Annotated in this window: 21 protein-coding genes; 14 read left to right on the top strand and 7 right to left on the bottom strand. The window is 30.4% G+C overall.

Annotated elements, in window-relative coordinates:
* Positions 1-48 precede the first annotated feature (48 nt).
* The 3 genes from ACTTA4_RS04145 to ACTTA4_RS04135 all read left to right on the top strand — a co-directional run bounded on the left by ACTTA4_RS04145 (position 49) and on the right by ACTTA4_RS04135 (position 3356).
* On the top strand, positions 49-1167 hold the full coding sequence (locus ACTTA4_RS04145; protein ID WP_440633644.1) for an extracellular solute-binding protein: 1119 nt from the start codon (positions 49-51) through the stop codon (positions 1165-1167).
* Between the two features lie 69 nt (positions 1168-1236).
* Complete coding sequence (locus ACTTA4_RS04140) at positions 1237-2499, top strand: ABC transporter permease (RefSeq protein WP_440633643.1); 1263 nt, start codon at positions 1237-1239, stop codon at positions 2497-2499.
* 2 nt (positions 2500-2501) lie between these two features.
* A complete protein-coding gene (locus ACTTA4_RS04135; protein WP_440633642.1) occupies positions 2502-3356 on the top strand; it encodes an ABC transporter permease in 855 nt (284 codons plus the stop codon).
* Position 3357: 1 nt separating this feature from the next.
* Here the strand turns inward: ACTTA4_RS04135 and ACTTA4_RS04130 are convergent, their stop codons facing one another.
* The gene (locus ACTTA4_RS04130; RefSeq protein ID WP_440633641.1) at positions 3358-4485 is read right to left on the bottom strand and encodes a thiolase family protein; all 1128 of its coding nucleotides are present in this window, start codon (positions 4483-4485) and stop codon (positions 3358-3360) included.
* Between the two features lie 105 nt (positions 4486-4590).
* Between ACTTA4_RS04130 and ACTTA4_RS04125 the strand changes: the two genes are divergently transcribed.
* Positions 4591-6813 carry a 3-hydroxyacyl-CoA dehydrogenase NAD-binding domain-containing protein gene (locus tag ACTTA4_RS04125; RefSeq protein WP_440633640.1) on the top strand — a complete coding sequence of 741 codons (2223 nt, stop codon included), beginning with the start codon at positions 4591-4593 and terminating at the stop codon, positions 6811-6813.
* On the opposite strand, the gene ACTTA4_RS04120 is transcribed toward ACTTA4_RS04125, so the two are convergent.
* Together ACTTA4_RS04120 and ACTTA4_RS04115 are read right to left on the bottom strand one after the other, a co-directional pair.
* On the bottom strand, positions 6810-7454 hold the full coding sequence (locus tag ACTTA4_RS04120) for a peptidylprolyl isomerase (RefSeq protein WP_440633639.1): 645 nt from the start codon (positions 7452-7454) through the stop codon (positions 6810-6812). The two genes, ACTTA4_RS04125 and ACTTA4_RS04120, sit on opposite strands and share 4 nt — an antisense overlap.
* Complete coding sequence (locus tag ACTTA4_RS04115; RefSeq protein ID WP_440633638.1) at positions 7451-8179, bottom strand: putative zinc-binding metallopeptidase; 729 nt, start codon at positions 8177-8179, stop codon at positions 7451-7453. The genes ACTTA4_RS04120 and ACTTA4_RS04115 overlap by 4 nt, the downstream gene beginning before the upstream one ends.
* Positions 8180-8232: 53 nt before the next feature.
* Between ACTTA4_RS04115 and speB the strand changes: the two genes are divergently transcribed.
* Positions 8233-9192 (top strand): agmatinase, encoded by a 960-nt coding sequence (gene speB, locus ACTTA4_RS04110; protein WP_440633637.1) that lies wholly within the window; start codon positions 8233-8235, stop codon positions 9190-9192.
* A 20-nt stretch (positions 9193-9212) separates the two neighbouring features.
* The gene (locus ACTTA4_RS04105; protein ID WP_440633636.1) at positions 9213-10646 is read left to right on the top strand and encodes an aldehyde dehydrogenase family protein; all 1434 of its coding nucleotides are present in this window, start codon (positions 9213-9215) and stop codon (positions 10644-10646) included.
* Here ACTTA4_RS04105 and argE read toward each other — a convergent pair.
* Positions 10643-11821, bottom strand: coding sequence for an acetylornithine deacetylase (argE, locus tag ACTTA4_RS04100; RefSeq protein ID WP_440633635.1), 1179 nt, complete (start codon positions 11819-11821; stop codon positions 10643-10645). The two genes, ACTTA4_RS04105 and argE, sit on opposite strands and share 4 nt — an antisense overlap.
* A gap of 27 nt (positions 11822-11848) precedes the next feature.
* Between argE and ACTTA4_RS04095 the strand changes: the two genes are divergently transcribed.
* Genes ACTTA4_RS04095 through ACTTA4_RS04060 form a run of 8 tightly spaced genes read left to right on the top strand, consistent with a single transcriptional unit; the run spans position 11849 to position 19301 of the window.
* Positions 11849-12190, top strand: a complete 342-nt coding sequence (locus tag ACTTA4_RS04095; protein WP_440619473.1) for a tRNA-binding protein — start codon at positions 11849-11851, stop codon at positions 12188-12190.
* A 2-nt stretch (positions 12191-12192) separates the two neighbouring features.
* Positions 12193-12786 carry a LysE family translocator gene (locus ACTTA4_RS04090; RefSeq protein ID WP_440633634.1) on the top strand — a complete coding sequence of 198 codons (594 nt, stop codon included), beginning with the start codon at positions 12193-12195 and terminating at the stop codon, positions 12784-12786.
* A gap of 3 nt (positions 12787-12789) precedes the next feature.
* Positions 12790-15459: an aconitate hydratase AcnA gene (gene acnA / locus ACTTA4_RS04085; RefSeq protein ID WP_440633633.1), complete on the top strand. Its 2670-nt coding sequence runs from the start codon at positions 12790-12792 to the stop codon at positions 15457-15459.
* Between the two features lies 1 nt (position 15460).
* The gene (locus ACTTA4_RS04080) at positions 15461-16105 is read left to right on the top strand and encodes a tetratricopeptide repeat protein (protein ID WP_440633632.1); all 645 of its coding nucleotides are present in this window, start codon (positions 15461-15463) and stop codon (positions 16103-16105) included.
* Positions 16098-17396, top strand: coding sequence for an outer membrane protein assembly factor BamB family protein (locus ACTTA4_RS04075; RefSeq protein ID WP_440633631.1), 1299 nt, complete (start codon positions 16098-16100; stop codon positions 17394-17396). The genes ACTTA4_RS04080 and ACTTA4_RS04075 overlap by 8 nt, the downstream gene beginning before the upstream one ends.
* 2 nt (positions 17397-17398) lie before the next feature.
* Positions 17399-17830, top strand: a complete 432-nt coding sequence (locus ACTTA4_RS04070; RefSeq protein ID WP_262590382.1) for a hypothetical protein — start codon at positions 17399-17401, stop codon at positions 17828-17830.
* The gene (gene zapE, locus ACTTA4_RS04065; protein ID WP_440633630.1) at positions 17830-18885 is read left to right on the top strand and encodes a cell division protein ZapE; all 1056 of its coding nucleotides are present in this window, start codon (positions 17830-17832) and stop codon (positions 18883-18885) included. The genes ACTTA4_RS04070 and zapE overlap by 1 nt, the downstream gene beginning before the upstream one ends.
* Positions 18882-19301: a secondary thiamine-phosphate synthase enzyme YjbQ gene (locus tag ACTTA4_RS04060; protein ID WP_440633629.1), complete on the top strand. Its 420-nt coding sequence runs from the start codon at positions 18882-18884 to the stop codon at positions 19299-19301. The genes zapE and ACTTA4_RS04060 overlap by 4 nt, the downstream gene beginning before the upstream one ends.
* 1 nt (position 19302) lies before the next feature.
* On the opposite strand, the gene ACTTA4_RS04055 is transcribed toward ACTTA4_RS04060, so the two are convergent.
* The 3 genes from ACTTA4_RS04055 to glnT are packed head-to-tail and all read right to left on the bottom strand — an operon-like array spanning position 19303 to position 23189.
* Positions 19303-20724, bottom strand: coding sequence for a cryptochrome/photolyase family protein (locus tag ACTTA4_RS04055; RefSeq protein ID WP_440633628.1), 1422 nt, complete (start codon positions 20722-20724; stop codon positions 19303-19305).
* Between the two features lie 5 nt (positions 20725-20729).
* Entirely contained in the window at positions 20730-21860 is a 1131-nt protein-coding gene (locus ACTTA4_RS04050; RefSeq protein ID WP_440633627.1) for a diaminopropionate ammonia-lyase, read from the bottom strand.
* Positions 21861-21863: 3 nt separating this feature from the next.
* Entirely contained in the window at positions 21864-23189 is a 1326-nt protein-coding gene (glnT, locus tag ACTTA4_RS04045; protein WP_440633626.1) for a type III glutamate--ammonia ligase, read from the bottom strand.
* Positions 23190-23203: the final 14 nt, after the last annotated feature.

Here is a 23203-nt window from a genome sequence, read left to right as displayed (position 1 = left end):
ACTTTCGTTATATAAATTAATTTATATTAACGTTTAAACGGAGGAATAATGAAAAAATTAAGTAAATTATTACTTGCTCTTTCTTTTGCTCTTTCAATAACTTCATCAGCATTTGCAGTTACTGTTGCATCTTGGGGTGGAGCTTATACAGAGTCTCAAAAGTTAGGGTATGGTGATCCAACTGCTAAGGCACTAGGAATAGAAATCAACTGGGTTGATTACTCTGGTGGTTTATCAGAAATTAAAGCACAAAAAGAAGCAGGTGCTATTACTTGGGATATCATAGACTTATTTGCATTTGATACAATTAACGGATGTGATGAAGGTTTATTTGTTAAATTTGATTTTGACAAAGATTTTCCACCAGCACCAGATGGAACTCCTGCAAGTGAAGATTTCTTCACAGATATGCCAAGTGAGTGTGCTGTAGGTAACATTTTATATTCTTGGAACTATGCTTTTGATACAAGAGCTTTTGGTGGTAAAGAGCCTAAAACAATTAAGGACTTCTTTAACACTAAAAAATTTCCAGGAAAAAGAGCAATCTATAATAGTGCTTTAACAAACTTAGAAATCGCTTTACACGCTGATGGAGTTAGAATGGGTAAAGGTGGTGAACTACTTTACAGAAAACTTGAAGAAGAAGGTGGAGTAGAAAGAGCGATGAATAAAATTAAAGAACTATGTACAGATCCAAATGGTGGATGTGTATTCTGGTCTGCAGGTGCTCAACCACCTGAATTATTAGTTGCTGGTGAAGTTGTAATGGCAACTGGTTGGAACGGAAGATTCTTTAACGCTGAAGTAGGCGAAGGTGCTCCAATTAAACAAGTATGGGATGGTCAAGGTCTTGACTACGAATATTTTGCACTTGTTAAAGGTGGACCAGATGAAGCAAATGCTAAAAAAGCTTTAGCTATGATGACTAACACTGAAATGTTAGCAGGTAGCGCAAAGTACATTGCATATGCTCCTTGGAGAAAATCTTCTCTTGAAGTAATCACAGCAGGTGAGCCATGGTACAAAGATGGTAAAACTGAAATGATGCCTCAAATGCCAACATCTCCTTCAAATACTAAGAACTATTTCTTAGTAGATCCTTTCTACTGGGCTGATAACGGAACAGAGATTGGTGAAATGTGGGAAGCAATGAAAGCAGGCCTATAATTTCAGTTTTAAACACTGAATTTATATAATATATTTAGGGCGACTAATAACTAGTCGCCCTATTTTTTTATGAGCTCTGAAACAAAACAAATTTTAACAACTGACGGCATCCCGTTAGAAGTCAGCTTAAAAAAAGCTGAGAGAAAAAATAAAATCAAAGCCTTCCTTTTAGTGGCTCCATTATTATTGTTTTTAGTTATCACATACATTTTTCCAATTGGTGAAATGTTTAGCAGAAGTATAGACGACAAAATGATAACCAATATGCTTCCAAAAACATTTAAAGAAATGGAAAAATGGGATGGAAAAGAATTACCTCCAGAAGAAGTTTATAAGGGTTTCTATTATGATTTTAAAGCTTTGGTAGAAAACCAAGAGCATGGAAAACTTGGTCAAAGATTAAATAAAGAAAAAAATGGGTTTAACTCCATTACCAAGAAACTTTTTAGACAAATTAAAAGAAAAAAAATTGATGAAAGTGCAAGTTTCAAAGAACAAATTATGAAAATCCATAAAAGATGGAGAGATGTTGAATATTGGCAAGCTATAAAAAGAACTGCTCCACCTTATACAATGGCAAAGTATTTAAAAGGTATGGATATGTATTATGCTGCTGATGGAAGTATTGCTCAAGTAGACGAAGATAGAAGAATTCATAGAATATTATGGTTAAGAACTTTAGAAATAGCTTTATTTGTTACTATATTTTGTTTTTTAATGGGATATCCAATAGCCCATCTACTAGCAACATTACCTATGAAATATTCAAATCTTTTAATGATTTGTGTACTACTTCCTTTTTGGACATCGCTGTTAGTAAGAACTGCAAGCTGGATGATCTTGTTGCAACAGCAAGGTGTTGTAAATGATTTTTTTGTAATGATTGGTTTAGTTACCGACGATAACCGTCCTGAAATGATGTACAATAAAGTTGGTACCTATGTAGCGATGACACAAATATTGTTACCTTTCATGGTTTTACCACTTTACAGTGTTATGAAAACTATATCTCCAAGTTTGATGAGAGCAGGAAAATCCTTAGGTGGAACACCGTTTGTTGCTTTTTGGAAAGTATATTTTCCATTAACTATACCAGGGATAGGAGCAGGTTGCCTGTTAGTATTTATATTAGCAATTGGTTACTACATAACACCCGCATTAGTTGGTGGAGCTTCAGGAACTTTAATTAGTAATCAAATCGCTTATCATATGAAAACAACTCTTGATTGGAGTTTTGCATCTGCAATGGGATTAATGTTGCTAACAGGAGTTTTGGCAGTTTACTGGGTTTATAATAAATTGGTTGGAGTTGATAATATTAAATTAGGATAAATATGGCATTACCAAGTTACACAGAAACGCGTTATAGAATTTGGCACTATGTTTACCTAGCTATCTGTGCTTTTGTATTTTTCTTTTTAATTGCACCACTGTTTGTAATTTTTCCATTGTCATTCAATGCTGAAGAATTCTTAGTTTTTTCAGAAGGAATGAAAAATCTTGACCCGGATGCGTTTTCTTTAAGATGGTATCATGACATGGTTTATGGAACTAAAAATCCATGGGGTTTAGCTGCAAAAAATAGTTTTATAATTGCAATATTTGCAACAATTGGCTCAATAATTCTTGGAACTTTAGCGGCATTAGGTTTGAGCAGCAGACACATGCCTTATAAAGGAATAATAATGGCAACATTAATTTCTCCAATGATTGTTCCATTGATTATTTCGGGAGTAGCAATCTTTTTCTTTATGGCCAAGGTTGGTCTAGCTGCTACTCATACTGGAATAGTATTGGCACATATAATTTTAGGCACACCTTTTGTTGTGATTACAGTAACAGCAACATTATCTGGTTTTGACCATAGTGTAACTAGAGCTGCTTCTAGTTTGGGAAGCAATCCTGTAAATACATTTATGAAAATTACTCTTCCATTAATATTGCCAGGAGTAATTTCAGGTGGTTTATTTGCGTTTGTGACTTCATTTGATGAGGTGGTTGTTGTTTTATTTCTTGCAGGTTTAGAAAATACTACAATTCCAGTACAAATGTGGACTGGTTTAAGAGAGCAGTTAAGTCCAACAATTCTTGCTGTTGCAACATGTTTAATTATTCTTTCAACTTTAATTTTAATTAGTGCAGAATTATTAAGAAGAAGATCTGAGAGATTAAGAGGAATTAATAGATAAATTAAACTGCTTCAATTACAGTTGCTATACCCATTCCTAAACCAATACATTGAGTAGCAAGAGCGTATTTTTTATTTTCTCTTTTTAAAAGTTGTGCAGCTTTTCCTGTTATCCTTGCACCCGTTGCTCCTAAAGGATGTCCCAAAGCGATCGCTCCACCGTCTAAATTTACTTTATTAATATCTATTTCTAAATCTTTAATACAAGCTAGTGATTGAGAAGCAAAAGCTTCATTTAGCTCCACAATATCAATGTCTTTTATTGAAAGTTGAGCTCTTTCCAAAGCTTTTTTGGTCGCTGAAATTGGTCCTAAACCCATATAATTTGGATCACATCCCTCAACTGCAGTAGATTTTATTCTTCCAAAAATTTCTAAACCATTCTCTTTAGCAAAATTTTCTTCACAAATTAGAGTTGCTGCAGCTCCATCAGTTAGAGGAGATGAAGTTGCAGCTGTTACTGTTCCATTTTGATCGAATACCAACTTTAAACTATCTAGTTTTTCCATTGTGCTATTAGGTCTAATATTTTCGTCTATTTCACAATCACCTATCTTAGTAATTTCACTTTTAAATTTATCTTTTTGTTGGGCTTCATTTGCTTTTCTATGACTTTCTAATGAGAATTCTTGTTGCTCTGTCCTTGAAATATTATATTTTTTTGCAACATTCTCAGCTGTAATTCCCATTGATAAATATAAATGTGGATTTTGTTTTTCTTCATCAGAATAAGGGTAGGGTAAAGGATCAAAGCCAGTTCTAACTCTTGTCATGCTTTCAACACCTCCACAAATAAATATCTTACCTGACCCCATTGCTATTTTTCCTGCTGCAATATGAATTGCCTCCATTGAAGATCCACACCATCTATCTACAGACATACCAGGAACTCTCATATCTAGATCTGATAAAAAAGTTACTAATCTTCCAATATTAAAACACTGTTCACCAACCTGAAAAGCGCACCCAATGACAACATCATCAATTTCTTTTGGATTAACTTTTGATTGTAAAATAAGATTTTTAATTACTTCAGCCAGTAGATTAACTGGTTTTACATCTATCAATTTCCCTTTGTTTGCCATTGCAAAAGGTGATCTGGAGTAACCAGCTATTACTGAATTGTACATTTTTCTCTTTAATATTGTGTTAATTTATATAGCTTACCAATTTAATTAATCAGGAAATTTGTCTTATTTCAAGTTTTTGATTAATTCAATAAAAGTTTACTATTTATGGATATAAAAAAAGTAGTTGTTATCGGATCTGGCACCATGGGTAGTGGAATTGCTGCACACTTGTGTAACGCAAATGTTCCAGTAACTCTTTTAGATTTAACAACAGAAATATCTGAAAAAGCCAGAGACAGAATTTATAAATCAAGACCTCCATTACTTTTAGATAAAACCAAAATTGAAAATATTAAAGTTGGAAATATTAATGATAATTTTGATGTAGTAAAAGAAGCAGATTGGGTTGTTGAAGCTGTTGTTGAAAGAATTGATATAAAGCACAATATTTATGAAAAAATATTTAAGAATAGAAAACAGGGAGCAATTGTTTCATCAAACACATCATCTATCCCAATTAAAATTTTATCAGAAAAATTAACTGAAGAGGAAAAAAAAGATTTTTGCATTACTCATTTCTTTAATCCGGTTAGATACATGGGGTTACTTGAAATTGTAAAAAATGAAAATAATGATTTAAATAAAATTAATTCTCTTAAAAAATTTTGTGAAATTGAATTAGGTAAAGGAGCTATTATTTGCAATGATACTCCTGGTTTCTTAGGAAATAGAATTGGTGTTTATGCAATGCAGGTAGCAATGACTGAAGCATTTAGAATGAAATTATCAATTGAAGAAGCTGATGCAGTTTTTGGAAGACCAATGGGTATACCTAAAACAGGAGTTTTTGGCTTATATGACCTAATTGGGATTGATTTGATGGCTGATGTTTTGAAAAGCTTTATTAAAGAGCTTCCAGATAATGATGAATTTCAAATTGTTGCAAAAGAAATTCCATTAGTAAAAAAATTAATTGATACAGGATATACTGGCCGTAAAGGAAAAGGTGGTTTTTACAGAATGAATAAAAGTGGAAACCAAAAAATATTAGAAGCTATCAATTTAGAAACAGGTGAATATACAAACTCAAAAAAAATAGATTTAGGAGTTGAGACTGTAGATATTAATAATTTAATTAATCGAAAAGATAAATATGGTGAATATGCTTGGGAAGTAATTTCTAAAATAATAAAATATGCTTCTTCTCTAGTTCCAGGAATTACAGATAAGTTTAATGATATAGATGAAGCAATGAGACTTGGTTTCAATTGGGCAATGGGTCCTTTTGAAATGTTGAAATCAATAGGAGTAGAAAATTTTTTCTCACGAATAGATAATTTTGAAAATAATAAATTTTTAGAAAATTTATCAAAATCAAAAAATGAAAACTTTTATGGAGAAAGACAATTATATACTGATATTGAAACATTAGGAAAAATAAGACCAACAGCAATAAAAATAGATAAAAATAATTCTGCTGAAATTCACCGTTTTAAAGATTTTAATATTGTCGAATTTACTACAAAAGCTTGTGCACTAGATTACGATTCTATGGATGCGCTAAAAAATGCAACTGACAAACCGCTTATTGTTATGAATGAAAGTATGCAATTTTCTGCAGGTGTGAATTTAAGTTATACAATGAATTTTGCAGATAAGGATGATTTCAAATCTATTGAAAAATTTATTAAATACTTCCAGGATACTTGCAAAACATTGAAATATTCTAAGTACCCGGTAGTCTCTGCACCTTCTGGTCTTACATTGGGGGGTGGTTTTGAAGTTTTAGTTCAAAGTAATTTTGTAGCATCGCACACAAATATTGTGGTTGGTCTTGTAGAGACAATTGTTGGATTAGTGCCAGCTGGAGGTGGATGTAAGGAAATGCTTTGGAGATGGTCACAAACGGAAGAAGCAAAATCTGATCCTGATTATGCTCCTTTAAAAGTATTTGATATTATTGGATACGCAAAAACTGCAACTTCTCCTGTAGAAGCTGAGCCTTTAAAATATTTAAAACCTGAGGATAAAAAAATCATGAATAGAAACAGTCTTTTTGAGGAGGCTAGAAAACTGATCCATGAACACAACGATTTTGTTCCTCCAGAAGAGTGTAAATTTAATCTATCTGGCAAACCTTTGAAAGAGAAGATGATTAAAGTTTTAGAGAAATTATATAATGAAAAAATTATATTAGACCATGGAATGCATGTTGGAATTGAACTTGCAAATGTTTTAAGTGGTGGTGATACAAATTTAGACAAAACTTTATCAGAAGATGATCTTTATAAGTTAGAGTTAGACTCTTTTATGAGATTGATAGAAACCAAACAAACTCAAGATAGAATTAAACACACTCTTTCAACTGGAAAACCTTTAATTAATTAGTCTAGCATTCTAAAAGTATTTATATAATCAGGTCTAAGTACATAGATTGCTTTATTGCCTGTTTTTATTTTCTTAAGAATATCTAGGCCATACTTTACTTTTCCAAGTGGAGTATATTCTCCTTGATAAATTGGGATTTCTTTTAAGGTTATAAAAAACTCACTGTCTTCAGTGTCAAATTCTGCAGATCTTGCAAAACCAATACTGCCTTCAGTGAATTCAAAATCATTACTAAGTTCTGATTTCAACAACCCTAATCCTGATTTTCCACTTCCAATTTTTGAGTAATCTAAATACTCAACTTTACCAAATTCAATATCACCAGCTTGTACTAAAGTATTTTCAACCACCTTATAGAAAGCTGAACCATCATACATTTTTTTTTCAATTAGTGTTTTAAATCGTTCAACAGCTTTTGGAGAAATTTCAGGATATAACTCAATAATAACATTTCCACATTCTAAATTCATTACTGCAATATTGTCTGGGTTTTTAAAGTTTAATTTTTTTAAATTATTATCGTTTATAAATAGACACTTATTTTTTAATAAAAAAAAAGACGAAAAAACAGAAACAGCCAAAACTATTAAAAAGATAAATAAAATTTTTTCTGAGTTTGAAGCTTTAATTGTTTTAATCATAAAATATTTTCATCGATTTTAGATATATTTAATTTAATAAAATTAACTTTATTATTTAATATAGGGTCTTTTTTTATTTTCTCTTCAATCAAATTTTTATTAACTATTAAAAAAGAAAAGATTTCAGCCATATCTTCTGATGGAATTGATTTAGAGTATTCTGTTAAAAAACCATTAGTATTTTGATATAAATCTAAATTTAATCTATCTGAGCAAGTGGAGCATTCAGCGTATTCAAAATCAGAATTATTAAATAAAGAAAATTTTTGATCATTAAAAACATCCTCATAACTATTTTGAATCATATGAAAAATTTCATGATGAATCATTCTTTCAAAATATTTTTCATTAAAGTTTATATCTAATATTAAAGTTCTATTTTTATTATCTGGTATTCCACCAGTATTAATGTTTGAAATAAATAAACCTTCACAAAATACAATGTATTTTAAATCTATTTTTTTAAGAAATTTAGAATTGTATCTTTTAATATTTCTCTCAATTGTTGGAAATTTTGTATTAAGATTTTCTAGATTTGTCTTATTGCAAGTAATGTTGTCATCTACTCCTATTTTAAAATCTCCCTTTGCATTTAGATAACGGATATTGTTCTCGTTTTTTAGCTTGTAGATTTCTAAGTTAGGAATTTTAATTAGATTGTATATTTCATCAGCATTTACATGTAAAAACTGAAATATTAAGATGAATAATAATATAATTTTCATTAATTAATTATAGACGAATTAGATTAGATAATATTATCTTAGATTATTAAAAAATGACAAAAGAAAGAAATAAAAATCCTATTCAACCAGTAAGTGGAACAAAAGTACCGCGATTTGCCGGACCAAGTACTTTTGCAAGATTGCCTGAATTGAGAGATGTTGAAAGTTGTGATGTAGCGATTGTTGGTGTTCCGTTTGATGCTGGAACCAGTTATAGACCAGGGGCGAGATTTGGCCCTCAAAGTATACGACAGGCATCTAGACATTTAAGAACAAATTATCATCCAAGTTATGATGTGGAGCCTTTTAAAATTCAACAAGTTGCTGATGCTGGAGATATTTCATGCAATCCATTTAGTATTGATGAAGCTATTAAACAAATAGAAGAGGGAGCAACCGATCTATTAAATAAAGTAGGTGGAATAATTAGTTTAGGTGGTGATCATACAATTGCAGTGCCATTGTTAAGAGCAATTAATAAAAAAAATAAAGGACCAGTTTCTTTAGTTCATTTCGATGCTCATTTAGATACTTGGGATACTTATTTCGGTGCTCCATATACACATGGAACTCCTTTTAGAAGAGCAAGAGAAGAAGGTTTATTTTTAGATGATGCTTCTATGCATGTTGGTATAAGAGGGCCTCTTTACAGTAGAGATGATATAAAAAATGATGAAAGTTTTGGTTTCAAAATAATTCACTGTGATGAATTTCAAACTGAAGGAACAGATAAAATTGCAGAAAGAATTAGAAAAAGAGTAGGAGATAATCCACTTTATTTGTCTATAGATATTGATGTTTTGGATCCTGCATTTGCACCTGGTACAGGAACACCAGAAATTGCAGGAATGACAACTAGAGAAATGGTAAATGTATTAAGAGGGCTATCTGGATTAAATTTAGTATCAGCTGATGTAGTAGAAGTTTCACCTGCATACGATCATGCTGAAGTCACATCTCTTGCAGCTGCAACAATAGTTTACGAATTAACAAATTTATTTGCAAAATCATAAGGAAAGGATAATTTTTAATCATGTTAGATAAAAAAAATTTTTATATTAATGGTGCTTGGGTTAAACCAAATAGCGCCGAAGAAATTAGAGTAATCGATCCAGCTACAGAAGAAAACTGTGCTGTAATTACTTTGGGAAATAAAGCAGATGTTGATTTAGCAGTTACCGCAGCAAAAGATGCTTACGAGTCTTGGGCCTTTTCCTCTAAAGAAGAAAGGATCACATTATTAGAAAAACTTTATGAAAATTATAAAAAAAGATGGGCAGATATTGCAGAAGCCATAACTCTTGAAATGGGTGCACCAAAAGACTTTGCTACAAAATTACAAGCAGGAACAGGAGCAAGTCATATTAAATCATTCATCAGATATTTAAAAAATTTCGAATTTGAAAAACCTTTAGGAGAACACGCTCCTAACCAAAGATTAATTTATGAACCCAAAGGTGTTTGTGCATTAATAACACCATGGAATTGGCCAATGAATCAAGTTTGTTTAAAAGTAATGCCAGCAATGGCTGCAGGTTGCACAATGGTTTTAAAACCATCAGAATTAGCACCACTTTCATCAATGATACTTGCTGAAATTATTGATGAAGTAAAATTTCCAAAAGGTGTGTTTAATTTAGTTAATGGTGATGGAGCAACAACAGGTGATGCTCTTACAAGCCATCCAGATATTAATATGATTTCTTTCACAGGCTCAACAAGAGCTGGAGCTTTGATTTCTCAAAATGCTGCTAAAGATTTTAAAAGAGTAAGCTTAGAATTAGGTGGTAAAGGCGCAAATATAATTTTTAAAGATGCCGATCCAGAAGCAATTGAAAGAGGTGCTTTAAGATGTTTTAGAAATTCTGGACAATCTTGTAATGCCCCAACAAGAATGTTGGTTGAAAAATCAATGTATGATGAAGCTATAGAGAGATTAAAAAAATATACTGAAAATTTTGAAGTAGGTGATCCTAAAAAAGAAGGAGAGCACATAGGTCCAGTTATTTCAGAAACTCAATTCAATAAAATTCAAACTTTAATTCAAAAAGGTATTGATGAAGGAGCAAAATTAGTTGCTGGAGGAACAGGCAAACCTGATGGATTAGACAAAGGTTACTTTGTTAAACCAACCGTTTTTGCAGATGTAAATAATGATATGGATGTTGCAAGAACTGAAATTTTTGGACCTGTTTTATCTGTTATCCCGTTTGAAACAGAGGAAGAAGCAATTAAAATTGCAAATGATACTTCATATGGATTAACAAACTATATTCAAACTCAAGACTCTCAAAAAGTTCAAAGAGTTGCCAGAAAATTAAGATCTGGAATGGTGGATGTTAATGGAGCTGGTATTGCAGTTGATGCACCATTTGGAGGTTTTAAACACTCTGGTATTGGTAGAGAAGCAGGTGAACACGGCTTAGAGGAATTTTTAGAAGTAAAAGCTGTGGGTGGTTGGAGTTAATTTACCGATTTATCTTTTACACCTTCTAAAAATTTAAGGCATTTTTTCATTTCGTTTAATTCTATAAACTCATCAATTTTATGAGCTTGTTCTATAGATCCAGGTCCACAAACAACAGTACTGATTCCTAATTCTTGGAATAGACCAGCCTCCGTACCAAAAGAAACTACTTCCCTTGAATTATCACCAGTTATATTTGATACAAATTCACATGCTTCAGACTCATCTAATCTATTAAACCCAACTACTTCACCAATCGTTTCTTTTTTTATATAAGAATCAGGAAATACTTTTTTCATTTCTGGTAAAAGTATTTCATTTGCATATTTATCAATTTCATTTGTTACAAATTCACCATCTTCTTTGACAACTGGCCTTGTTTCCCATTCAACACTACATTTGTCTGCAATAACATTATGAGCAATACCACCTTTAATGCCTCCAATTGATAAAGTTGAATGTGGAGGATCAAAAATACTGTTTTCTTTAACTCGTTTTTTTAACTGTTCTCTTATTTCTAAAAGTTTTCCAACATACCTAGTAGCATACTCTGCAGCATTTACTCCTAAATGTGGTTTTGAACTATGTCCTGCTAGTCCTCCAAAGTGAACTGTATATTCATTCATACCTTTGTGAGCATCTATTATTTTCATTGTAGTTGGTTCTCCAATTATACAAATTCCATTTTTGATATCTCTTTTTTTCAATTCCTCTATCAACAGAGGAGCACCAATACATGCAGTCTCTTCATCAAAAGTGTAACAGAAATGTAAGTCTCTATCTAAATTACTTTCTTTAAAGATTGGTGCATAAGCAAGTGTGCATGCAATAAAACCTTTCATGTCACATGATCCTCTTCCATAAAGTTTATCGTTTTTAATTGTAGCAACAAATGGATCGGTGCTCCAACCTTTAGAAACTGGAACTACATCAGTGTGTCCTGATAGAATGATTGGTTTTTTTATGCTTTGATTTTTTGCTTTTAAAGTTCCAAAAAGATTAACTCTTTTTTTATCATCATCGTAAACTTTGAAAGTATCTATTCCGATGTTATTTAAAATGTTTTCACAATAATCAATCAAATTACTATTATCTTGGCCTGAGATAGTTTTAAATGCAATTAAGTCAGTTAAAATCTTGATTGATTTTTCATATAAATTGTTATCTATACTCATATACTTAAAACACTATATTATATTATGATTAAAGAGCAAATTACCTATGACACTTTTGACAAAGTAGATATTAGAGTTGGCACTGTTATTTCAGTTAAAAAAAATGAAAAGGCTAGAAAGCCATCTTTAGTAGTTGAAGTAGATTTTGGAAGTGAAATTGGCGTCAAACAATCATCAGCTCAAATTACTCATTATTATAATGAGGAGAATTTAAAAGGAAAGCAAGTCATTGCAGTTTGTAATTTTCCTGAGAAAAATATTGCTGGTGTAGTTTCACAAGTATTAGTTTTAGGAGCAATAGATGCTGAAGGGAAAGTTACTTTAGTACACCCGTCACAAAAAGCTGAGAATGGTTTACCAATTGCTTAGCAATGCATCCTGAAATTCTTTCGATAACTTTATTTGGAATTGTTGCTGCATTTACACCTGGTCCTAATAACTTTGTAGCTTTTTATTCTGGTTTTAACTTTGGTATAGTTAGAACACTTCCACATATAATCGGGGTTACACTAGGTTTCCCATTTTTATTATTATGCCTAGCTTTAGGTTTGATAAATATATTTAAGCTTTATCCTTTAATTCAAGAAATATTAAAATATTTAGGAACTCTATTTTTGATTTTTTTAGCTTATAAAATTTCTTTTTCAGGTCCATCAAATCAAGAAAATAAAAATAAAAATCCGATTAAATTTCATGAAACTTTTATCTTTCAGTTTCTAAATCCAAAAGGTGTAATTGCATCTATAATTCTTGTATCTACTTATATAAACCCAGGAGAAACATTTATGAGTTATACGACTCAAATTCTTGTTATGGCTTTACTAGTTTCGGTAACGAGTATAACTCTTTGGACATTTTTGGGTAAATTCTTTAGGAAATTTGCGACAAATCAGAAATTTATTAATTATTTTAATTATGCTATGTCACTGCTTCTTTTAACAAGCATAATAACTTTTTATTTATAAAATATGACACCAGGAAAAAAAAATTCTTATAATTCTCTTAAAAAAATTAACATCAACAACAAAGAGTATAATTATTACTCATTAAGCGAAGCAGAAAAAAATGGGCTAGATGGAATTAATAAACTTCCAAAATCTCTAAAAGTTTTATTAGAAAATTTATTAAGATACGAAGATGATTTGAGTGTTACAAAATCTCAAATAGAAGCAATTAAAAATTGGCTGGAAACAAAAAAATCAAAAACTGAAATTGCATATAGACCTGCAAGAGTTTTGCTTCAAGATTATACAGGAATTCCTGCTGTTGCAGATTTAGCTGCAATGAGAGAGGCTGTTAAAGAAAAAAATAAAGATCCCAATACAATCAATCCATTATCAGCAGTTGATCTTGTAATTGATCATTCTGTTCAAGTTGATCAATCTGCAAAAGCAGATTCATTTGAAAAAAACGTAGATATTGAATTCAATAGAAATGGTGAGAGATATTCATTTTTAAAATGGGGACAACAAGCTTTTGATAATTTTAGAATTGTCCCTCCAGGAACAGGAATTTGTCATCAGGTAAATTTAGAATACTTATCTAAAGTAGTTTGGTCTGAAGAATTTAAAGGTGAGAAATATATATTTCCAGATACACTTGTCGGCACAGACAGCCATACAACGATGGTTAATGGACTTTCTGTTTTAGGCTGGGGAGTAGGAGGTATTGAAGCAGAAGCAGGAATGTTAGGTCAACCTATATCTATGTTGATACCTGAAGTGATTGGTTTTGAAGTTAAAAATAAAATGCCCGAAGGTACGACGGCAACAGATCTTGTTTTAACAGTGGTTAAAATGTTAAGAGATAAAGGTGTTGTTGGAAAATTTGTAGAATTTTATGGAGATGGATTAAAAAATCTAACTCTTGCAGATAGAGCAACTATTGCAAATATGGCTCCAGAATACGGTGCTACTTGTGGTTTTTTTCCAATAGATGATGAAACTTTGAAATATCTAAAATTTTCAGGAAGAGATCAGCACACTGTCGAAGTAGTTGAAAAATACGCGAAAGAACAAGGGTTATGGGCAAGTAATGATTTAGAATTTACTGATGTAATTTCATTAGACGTGTCTACGGTTGTACCAACTATTTCTGGGCCAAAAAGACCTCAGGATAAAGTTTTGTTAACTGATGCACCAACTTCATTTAAAAAAGTTTTATCTGAAGCAACTAATAAAGATAAAAAATCAATATCAAAAGTTTCAAATACTGATTATGAAATTCAAGATGGTTCAATTTTAATTGCTGCTATAACTTCATGTACCAATACTTCAAATCCAAATGTTTTAATTGGAGCAGGTTTGCTTGCTAAAAAAGCTGTTGAGTATGGTTTAGAAGTTAAACCATGGGTTAAAACATCATTAGCACCTGGATCTCAAGTAGTGACTGACTATTTAGAAAAAGCTGGTTTAAATACTTATTTAGATCAATTAGGTTTTAATTTAGTTGGATACGGATGCACTACTTGTATTGGAAACTCAGGACCATTACCTGAAAATATAGTAGAAGCGATTCAAAAAGAAAATATTCACGCCGTTTCTGTACTATCAGGAAATAGAAATTTTGAAGGAAGAATTTCCCCACATATTAAAGCAAACTATTTAGCTTCCCCACCATTGGTGGTTGCTTACGCAATAGCAGGACATATGGAGTTTGATTTATACAAAGATCCTCTTGGAAAAAGTAAAGATGGGAAAGATATATTTTTAAAAGATATTTGGCCATCAAATCAAGAAATAGAAGATACTCTAAAACAATCTTTGAATGCTGATATGTTTATTCAAAGATACTCAAATGTTTCTGATGGTCCTACTCAATGGCAACAAATTAAAACTGAAAAAAGCAGTATCTATCAATGGGATGAAGGTTCAACTTATGTAAAAAAACCTCCATTCTTTGAAGGTTTGTCTGATGAGCCAGAAGGATTTAAAGAAATTAAAGATGCAAGACCGTTATTAATATTGGGTGATATGATAACAACAGATCACATTTCACCAGCTGGAAGTATACAAAAAGATAGTCCGACTGGAGAATATTTTATGGAACATCAAATTTTACCTAAAGATTATAATTCTTACGGTTCAAGAAGAGGAAATCATGAAGTTATGATGAGAGGAACTTTTGCTAATATTAGAATTAGAAATGAAATGGCACCAGGAACTGAAGGTGGATTTACAAAATTATATCCTGAAGAAAAAGTAATGCCCGTTTATGATGCAGTTGTTGAGTATAAAAAAAGAGGAACTGATTTAGTAGTAATAGGTGGTAAAGAATATGGAACTGGCTCTTCGAGAGATTGGGCTGCTAAAGGAACTAAACTTTTAGGTGTAAAAGCAGTTATTGCTGAAAGCTTTGAAAGAATTCATAGATCAAATTTAATTGGAATGGGAATTTTACCACTGCAATTTAAAGATGGAGAAAATAGAAAAAGCTTAAATTTAGTTGGCTCAGAACTAATAAGTGTAGTTGATATTGAAAAAGGCATAAATCCTTCTGATGAAGTTGTTATAGAGATCAAATATATCTCTGGAGAAATTAAAAAAGTGAAGACTTTATCTAGAATAGATACTAAAAATGAGCTGGAGTATTATAAAAATGGAGGAATTCTCCAATATGTGCTAAGGAACATGATTTGATATGGATGAAGATTTATCAATAATAAATGCAAATACTAGAAACGAAAAAATTAAGAATTTTTTTGTTAATAACAAAAAGGTTCTAATTTCTTCAGTTATTGTTTTAGTTTTGGTTGTAATAGGTGTTTACAGTTACGATAAATATACAACTGATAAAAAAAGACAGATATCTGATAATTTTAATGCAATTACTATTGATCACTCTGAAAGTGCTAAAGAGACAACTTTAAATAAATTATTGGAGATAATTAATCAAAAAGATCCTACTTATTCTCCGCTCTCTCTTTATTTTATAATTGATAACAATCTCCTTTCTGATCAAAGCGAGGTTAATAAATTATTTGATGTCATAATCGATGAAACATCACTAGATAAAGAAATTAAAAATTTAGTTATCTATAAAAAGGCACTATTTAATGCAGATCAGGCAAATGAAGCTGATTTACTAAATATGCTAAATCCATTAATTAATTCAGAAAGTGTATGGAAATCGCACGCATTATACTTAATGGCCGAATATTTTTATGCACAAGATCAAAAACAAAAAGCAAAAGAATTTTTTCAACAAATAACGACTTTAGAAAATCCAAATCCAGATATAAGAATAGAATCAGAGAAAAGATTAAACAGAGATTTGAGTGATTAGACTATTAGCATTATTTATTACATTTTTTCTTTTAAATAATTGTTCTTTCAATGAAAATTCAAGAATTTGGAAAGATAAGGAAAAAGATTTATCAGAAAAAGAAAATGTAAAAAAAATATTTGCAGAGGAAGAGGTAAAAGCCTCTGAATTTAATCAAGAAGTTAAACTCGATTTATCTGGATTAAGAACAACCAACAAAATAATAGATAATACCAATAACTACGGTGCTCAAAGCTATGATGGCCAATTAGAAAAAATAGGTAATTTTAAATTTTCAAAGTTAGATGAGATAAATAATCTTAATTACAAACCAATTTTCCTATCAGATGGGTTAATTTTCTTTGATAAAAAAGGTACAATTATTAGATATGATAATAATAAAAAAGTGTTATGGAAAAAAAATCATTACACCAAGTCAGAAAAAAAATTAAGACCAAAGTTAAATTTTGCAATTAAAGAAAATAGTATATTCATTACAGACAGTATTGCTAAATATTATTCGATTAATCTTGAAACAGGTGAATTGAATTGGACAAAAAATAATACCTATCCATTTAATTCAGATATCAAAAGTTATAAAAACAAAATTTTTGTTGTTGATTATAAAAATACTTTGAGATGCTATAAAATTGAAGACGGATCTGAATGTTGGAATTTGCAAACAGAAGATTCTTTTACAATATCAAATGCAAAATATTCATTAATTTTAATTGACGAAATGGTGGTGTTTAGTAACTCAATTGGAGATATCACAGCAGTTGATATTGAGACTGGATTAATCACTTGGCAGTTACCAACTCAAAGCAGTAGTATTATTAATGAAACTTATAATTTCAAAATATCAAAACTAGTATCAGATGGAAAATCTGTCTATTTTTCAAATAATAAAAATGAATTTTATTCAGTAGATGTTAAAACAGGAGTAGTTAATTGGATAAATGATTTAAATTCAAATATTACTCCAATAATTACTGGCAATTTGATTTTTACAGTTTCTAATGATGGATATTTGTATGTTGTTGAAAAAAACAAAGGCAATATTCTTAGAATTACAGATCTTTTTAATAACTATAAAATAAAAAAAAGAAAAGAAATTGAACCAGTTGGTTTTGTGATAGGTAATACTAATTTGTATTTAACAAATACTGACGGAAAAATAATAATTGCTGATTTAAGTGAAGGAAAAGTTTTAAACGTAGAAAAAGTCTCTGGAGACATTGTTTCAGAACCATTTATATTTGATAATAATTTGTATGTAGTTAGAAACGGTTCTATCGTACAATACAATTAAATATGATCTTGAAATTTTTAGAAAAGATCGGAAGAAAAAAAGTAGTTCTAGATAGAGGACCATCACACCCAAAATTTGATCAAGCAAAACCGTGGATGAATAGATATTATGTGATATTCAGAAATAGACCCAAATGGTTTCCATTTAATATATTAATTCATGAAATGTTAGATGATGATCATGGTGATGGGGTGCATAACCATTTATGCCCATACATTACAATAATTTTAAGAGGAGGGTACTGGGAAACAACAAAAAATGGAAGATTTTGGCGAAAGCCTGGATACATTGGTTTTAGATCGGCAAATGCTTTTCATAGAGTTGACTTAGAACCAGGCACAAAACCCATGACAATATTTATTCCAGGACCATTTGGTTTACGAAAAGGACCACGATCAGAATATGGTATCGATTTTAAAACTAAAAGAAGTTAATGGCCTTATCTTTTGAAAAAGATTTTATATCCCACTGTAAAAAACAAAATTTAGAAATTAATCCTAGTCAGATAGATTTAATAAAAAAATTACAAGAATATTACGAGGGTAATTTCAAATCATTAATATCAAAAATTTTTCAAAGCCAATCTTTTAAAAAGGGGTTTTATTTATATGGAGATGTTGGTGTAGGCAAAACAATGATTTTAGATTTCTTTTTTGATCAAATAGATCACAAGAAATTAAGATTACATTTTAATGAGTTTATGTTGAGTTTCCATGATTTTGTTCATGAAAGAAAAGGTAGTAATCAAGAAAATATTATTAATGAATTTGTTAAAGATTTAAAATCAAAAGCATCATTAATTTATTTTGATGAGTTTCAGGTAACTAACATAGTTGATGCTATGATTTTAGGAAAATTATTTGATCAAATCTTCAAAGAAGATATAAAAATAATCGTAACCTCAAATACTAAAATCTCTGAGCTTTACAAAGATGGTCTTCAAAGAGATCAGTTCAAACCATTTATAAAAATAATGGAGGATCAATCTTTTCAATACGAACTTGTAATTGAAGATGACTATAGAAAATCTAATAATTCTCAAGATAGATACTTTTTTCCACTTGATGAGGAGACTAATTTTAAAATAAATAAATTTTTTAGAACTATTACTAAGGATAAAAATAAAACTGAGAAAATAATTAATGTAAAAGGAAGAAATTTTAAAATAGAAAATTTTTATGAAGGAGTGGCTAGATTTGATTTTAAAACATTATGTGATCAGAATTTAGGTGCAGAAGATTATTTAGAAATTATTAAAAATTGTGTTTTTATAGTAATCGATCAAATACCACAGTTTGATAATTTTAATTCTAACCAACAGCAAAGATTTATAACTTTATTAGATATAATTTATGATAATAGTGTTCCAATTGCAGTAACAGCTAATCAAAGTTTGGATAAATTTACATCATCAAAACTATTAGAAAAACCATTTGAGAGAACAATCAGTAGATTATACGAATTAACATCTAAAGAGATGAATTCATGAAACAAGAATTTTTTAATCTTCAAATAAACACCAATGGTCAAAATTTATATGAATTTACAGATCAAACTCTTAATTGGATAAATGAAAATAATTTTAAGAATGGAATTTTAAATTTAAGTATTCAGCATACAAGCGCGTCTTTAGTTGTACAGGAGAATGCAGACCCAGATGTACAAACTGATTTGATTAAATATTTTGACAAGTTAGTACCAATGGATAATTCGCTTTATATTCATACAACTGAAGGTAAAGATGATATGCCAGCTCATATCAAATCTGCATTAACGAATAATCAAATTACTCTTAGTATCAAAAATAAAGAATTGTTACTGGGAACTTGGCAAGGTCTCTATCTGTTTGAACACAGATTAGAGTCTCAAAAAAGATCTATAATTCATCATTTTTTAGGAGAATAAGTTATTTTTTCTTCAGAGATTGAAATGCATTCAATGCAGCAGCTCTTGCTTTTTCATGAATAACTATTGGCTGTGGATAGTCTTTACCTATAATTGTTTTAATAGCCTCTTGATATTTGACTTCCATTTCCCAAGGTTTGTGAATAAATTTTGCAGGAACTTTCTTTAATTCAGGAACCCATTTTTTTACATAAATTCCTTCTTTATCAAATTTTTCTCCCTGAAGAATAGGATTAAAAATTCTAAAGTATGGCGCAGCATCAGCTCCACAACCAGCAACCCATTGCCATTGTGCAACGTTATTAGCTTTATTAAAGTCAAGTAAGCAGTTTCTAAAATGCTTCTCTCCCTCTATCCAATTAATTCTCAAATGTTTTACTAAAAAGGATCCTACAACCATTCTAATTCTATTATGCATCCATCCAGTTTCGTATAATTCTCTCATACCAGCATCAACTATCGGATAACCTGTCATACCTTTTTTCCATGCTTTTAAAAACTTTTCATTTTTAGCCCATGGGAATTTGTCAAATTCTTTTCGAAAATTGCCTTTTAAGAATTTAGGAAAGTAATTAATTAAACTATGAGAAAACTCTCGCCAACCAAGTTCGTTTATATATTTTCTATACCCTATACCTTTTGATTTGAGCTCACTACACTTTTTCCAAATTGTATTCACATGAATTTGACCAAATTTTAAATATGGAGATAACCTTGAAGTACCATTTATAGAAGGGATATCTCTATTAGTCCCATAATCTTTGATTTTATTTTCTAACAAATCCTTTAGAATCTTTTGAGAGTCATTTTCTGAAACTTTCCAATATTTATCAAATTTTTCATACCATTTTTTATTGGGCAAAATATTTTTGAGATCTATAGAATTTTTAAAAAAATTGATGGCTATAGTTTTCTTTTTTACAGTGTAATTTTTACTTGGAGGTTGATTTAGATAAATTTGTTCAGCAGTTCTCCAGAAAGGTGTAAATACTTTAAATGGTGTACCATCATTCTTAGTTACTTCTTGAAATTCATTTAAAATATTTCCTTTAAAATATTTGTATTCTATTTCGTTTTTTATAAATACATCTCTTATTTTTTTTCCTTTAGATATAACATCTGGTTCATAAATTTTATTCCAATAGATACATACATTATCTTTTTTTTTAAGCTTTGAAAAAATATCTAACTCATCACCTTTTAAAATTTCTAGATTGATTTTAAATTTTAAAAGTTCTGTTTTTATTGACTCTAATGATTTAAATAACCACCATTTCTGAGCTTCTCTTTTGTTATCAAATTCATTATTGTTATAAATATATAACGCAATCACATTCTCATGGTTATTGGTTGCAAAGGAAAGAGCTGGATTATTATCAATTCTAAAATCTTCTCTAATCCAAAATATTCCAGTGCTTTTCATTATAATTATTTTTGATTTACTAATTTTTGATACATTTCTTGATCGGTATCACCCTCACAACCAAAAATTAATACATTAGAATTTTCATTAAGATCAATTTTTGTCTTAATTGTTTCATCTTCACAACTTGCAATTAAACTAATTACACCTGGTGCAGCATTTTCACCTGCTATTATACTCTCTTCACTAAAGCTTGCATTTCCAAGTAATTTCATAGTTTTTGCAATATCATCATCAGGTAAACTTATACAGTGTTTAACTGAGTTTTTTAAGATTTCCCATGGCACAAGTGACACTTCTCCACACGACATTCCGCCCATTAAACTTTCTCGTTTAATATCAATTTTTTCAATTTTTCCAGTTTTAATACTTTCCATTACGCAAGCTGCACTATCTGGTTCTACAACAATTATCGTAGGAATATTATCTAGGTATCTCGCTATCCCAGCTACCATTGCACCAGCCATACCACCGACTCCAGCTTGTAGAATAATATGAGAAATTTTTTCATTTTTAATTTGTTCAGCTATTTCCTTCATCATTACTGAATAACCAGCCATTGTATACTTAGGCACTAGCATATAATCTTTCCAAGCAACATCCTGAACTATTTGCCAATTATTTTCTGTAGATTGTTTTATACATTCAATCAAAGAATTTTCGTAATTGCCTTTAACTTTTATAACTTCTGCACCAAGTGCTTCCATAGCTTTGCCTCTTGCATCACTTACAAATTCACTTATGAAAATTTTACATTTTAAACCTAATCTTTTTGCACCCCAAGCAACAGATCTACCATGGTTTCCAGCTGTAGCAGTCGCTACGACTATTTCTTTATTTCCTTTAGTAACTTTTTCAACAGCATAAGCTCCTCCTAGTGCTTTGAAGGATTTTAAATTAAATCTTTTATTTTCGTCTTTATAAAAAATATTTTTTAAATTTAATTCTTTTGTTAATTTGTTTAATTTAATTAAGGGTGTAGGGGAGTATCCTTCCCATTTTGAGATAGAATTGTAAGCATCATCTATATCTTTTAAGGTTAATGAGCTTAAGATTTGATCTTTATCAAATGAATATTTTTTATTATCAGTAAATTCAGTCAATTTCCATTGATGACCGTTAGATAAAATACTCATAAACTAACAATCTAATGTGTTATCTTTTTCCCATTTAGTGACTGCTTTGGCCTTATCAAAACTTTCTTTTGATTTAAATTCTTTAATTTCTGTATCTCTTAATTTTATATAACTTGAAATAACATCTGATCCAAAAGCTTCATTCATACTTTTATTATCTTTTAATTGAGAAAGTGATTGATCTAACTCATCTGGTAATTTTGGTAAGTCAGGATATTTTGCAAAGTCTTCGTACATATTGCAATGCAAAGGATTGCCGGGATTGATTTTATTTTTGATACCATCTAAGCCAGCAGCCAAAATACTAGCTTGTAATAAATATGGATTAGCAGATCCATCCATTAACCTTAATTCAAACCTTCCTGGATCAGGAATTCTAATCATATGTGTTCGGTTGTTTCCAGTGTAAGAAATACTGCTTGGTGACCATGATGCTCCAGATTTTGTAGGTGGTGCATTAATTCTTCGGTAGCTATTAATTGTTGGATTAAAAAATGCCGATAACGATGATGCGTTTTTAATTACTCCACCTAAGAAATTATATGCAATTTTACTCAATCCAAGTTTATCAGATTTATCTAGAAACTTATTTTTCTTACCTTGCCAAACTGATACATGAGCATGACACCCATTACCTGTTAAATTATTGAATGGTTTAGGCATGAATGTTGCTCTTAATCCGTGTTTTTCAGCAATTGTTTTAACCATGTATTTAAAAAAGGTATGTCTGTCTGCAGTTTCTAAGCAGTCAGAGTAATCCCAATTCATTTCAAACTGTCCATTTGCGTCCTCATGGTCATTTTGATAGGGACCCCATCCCATTTCAATCATGCAGTCACAAATTTCTTTAATTAAATCATATCTTCTCATTAATGCAGATTGATCATAACAAGGTTTTGATTGGGTATCTCTTGGATCTGCAATCGACTCTCCATCAGGTGATATTAAAAAATATTCACATTCAACACCTGACTTCATTGTCAAATTTTGTTTCTTAAGTTTTTTAATTTGATTTTTTAACATTACCCTTGGCGATGCTTCCACTGGTTTACCGTTCATCCATAAATCAGATGCTAACCATCCAACTTCTTTATTCCATGGCAATTGAATCAAGCTATCAGGATCAGGGATCCCAAACATATCAGAGTCTGCTGGCGTCATATCTAGCCATGCTGCAAAACCTGCAAAACCAGCACCTGCATTTTGCATTTCTTTGATTGCATGAGCTGGAACAAGTTTTGATCTTAAAACCCCAAAAAGATCGACAAAGCTAATTAAAAAATATTTAATTTTTTTTTGTTTTGCAATTTTAAATAAGTCTTTAGCCATTACTTAGCTTAACA

The organism is Candidatus Pelagibacter sp. HIMB1485 (assembly GCF_052048055.1).
In the GTDB taxonomy this organism is placed as follows: Bacteria; Pseudomonadota; Alphaproteobacteria; order Pelagibacterales; family Pelagibacteraceae; genus Pelagibacter.
Note: the sequence above shows the minus strand (reverse complement) of the source record. Positions and strands in the feature narration are given on the sequence as shown.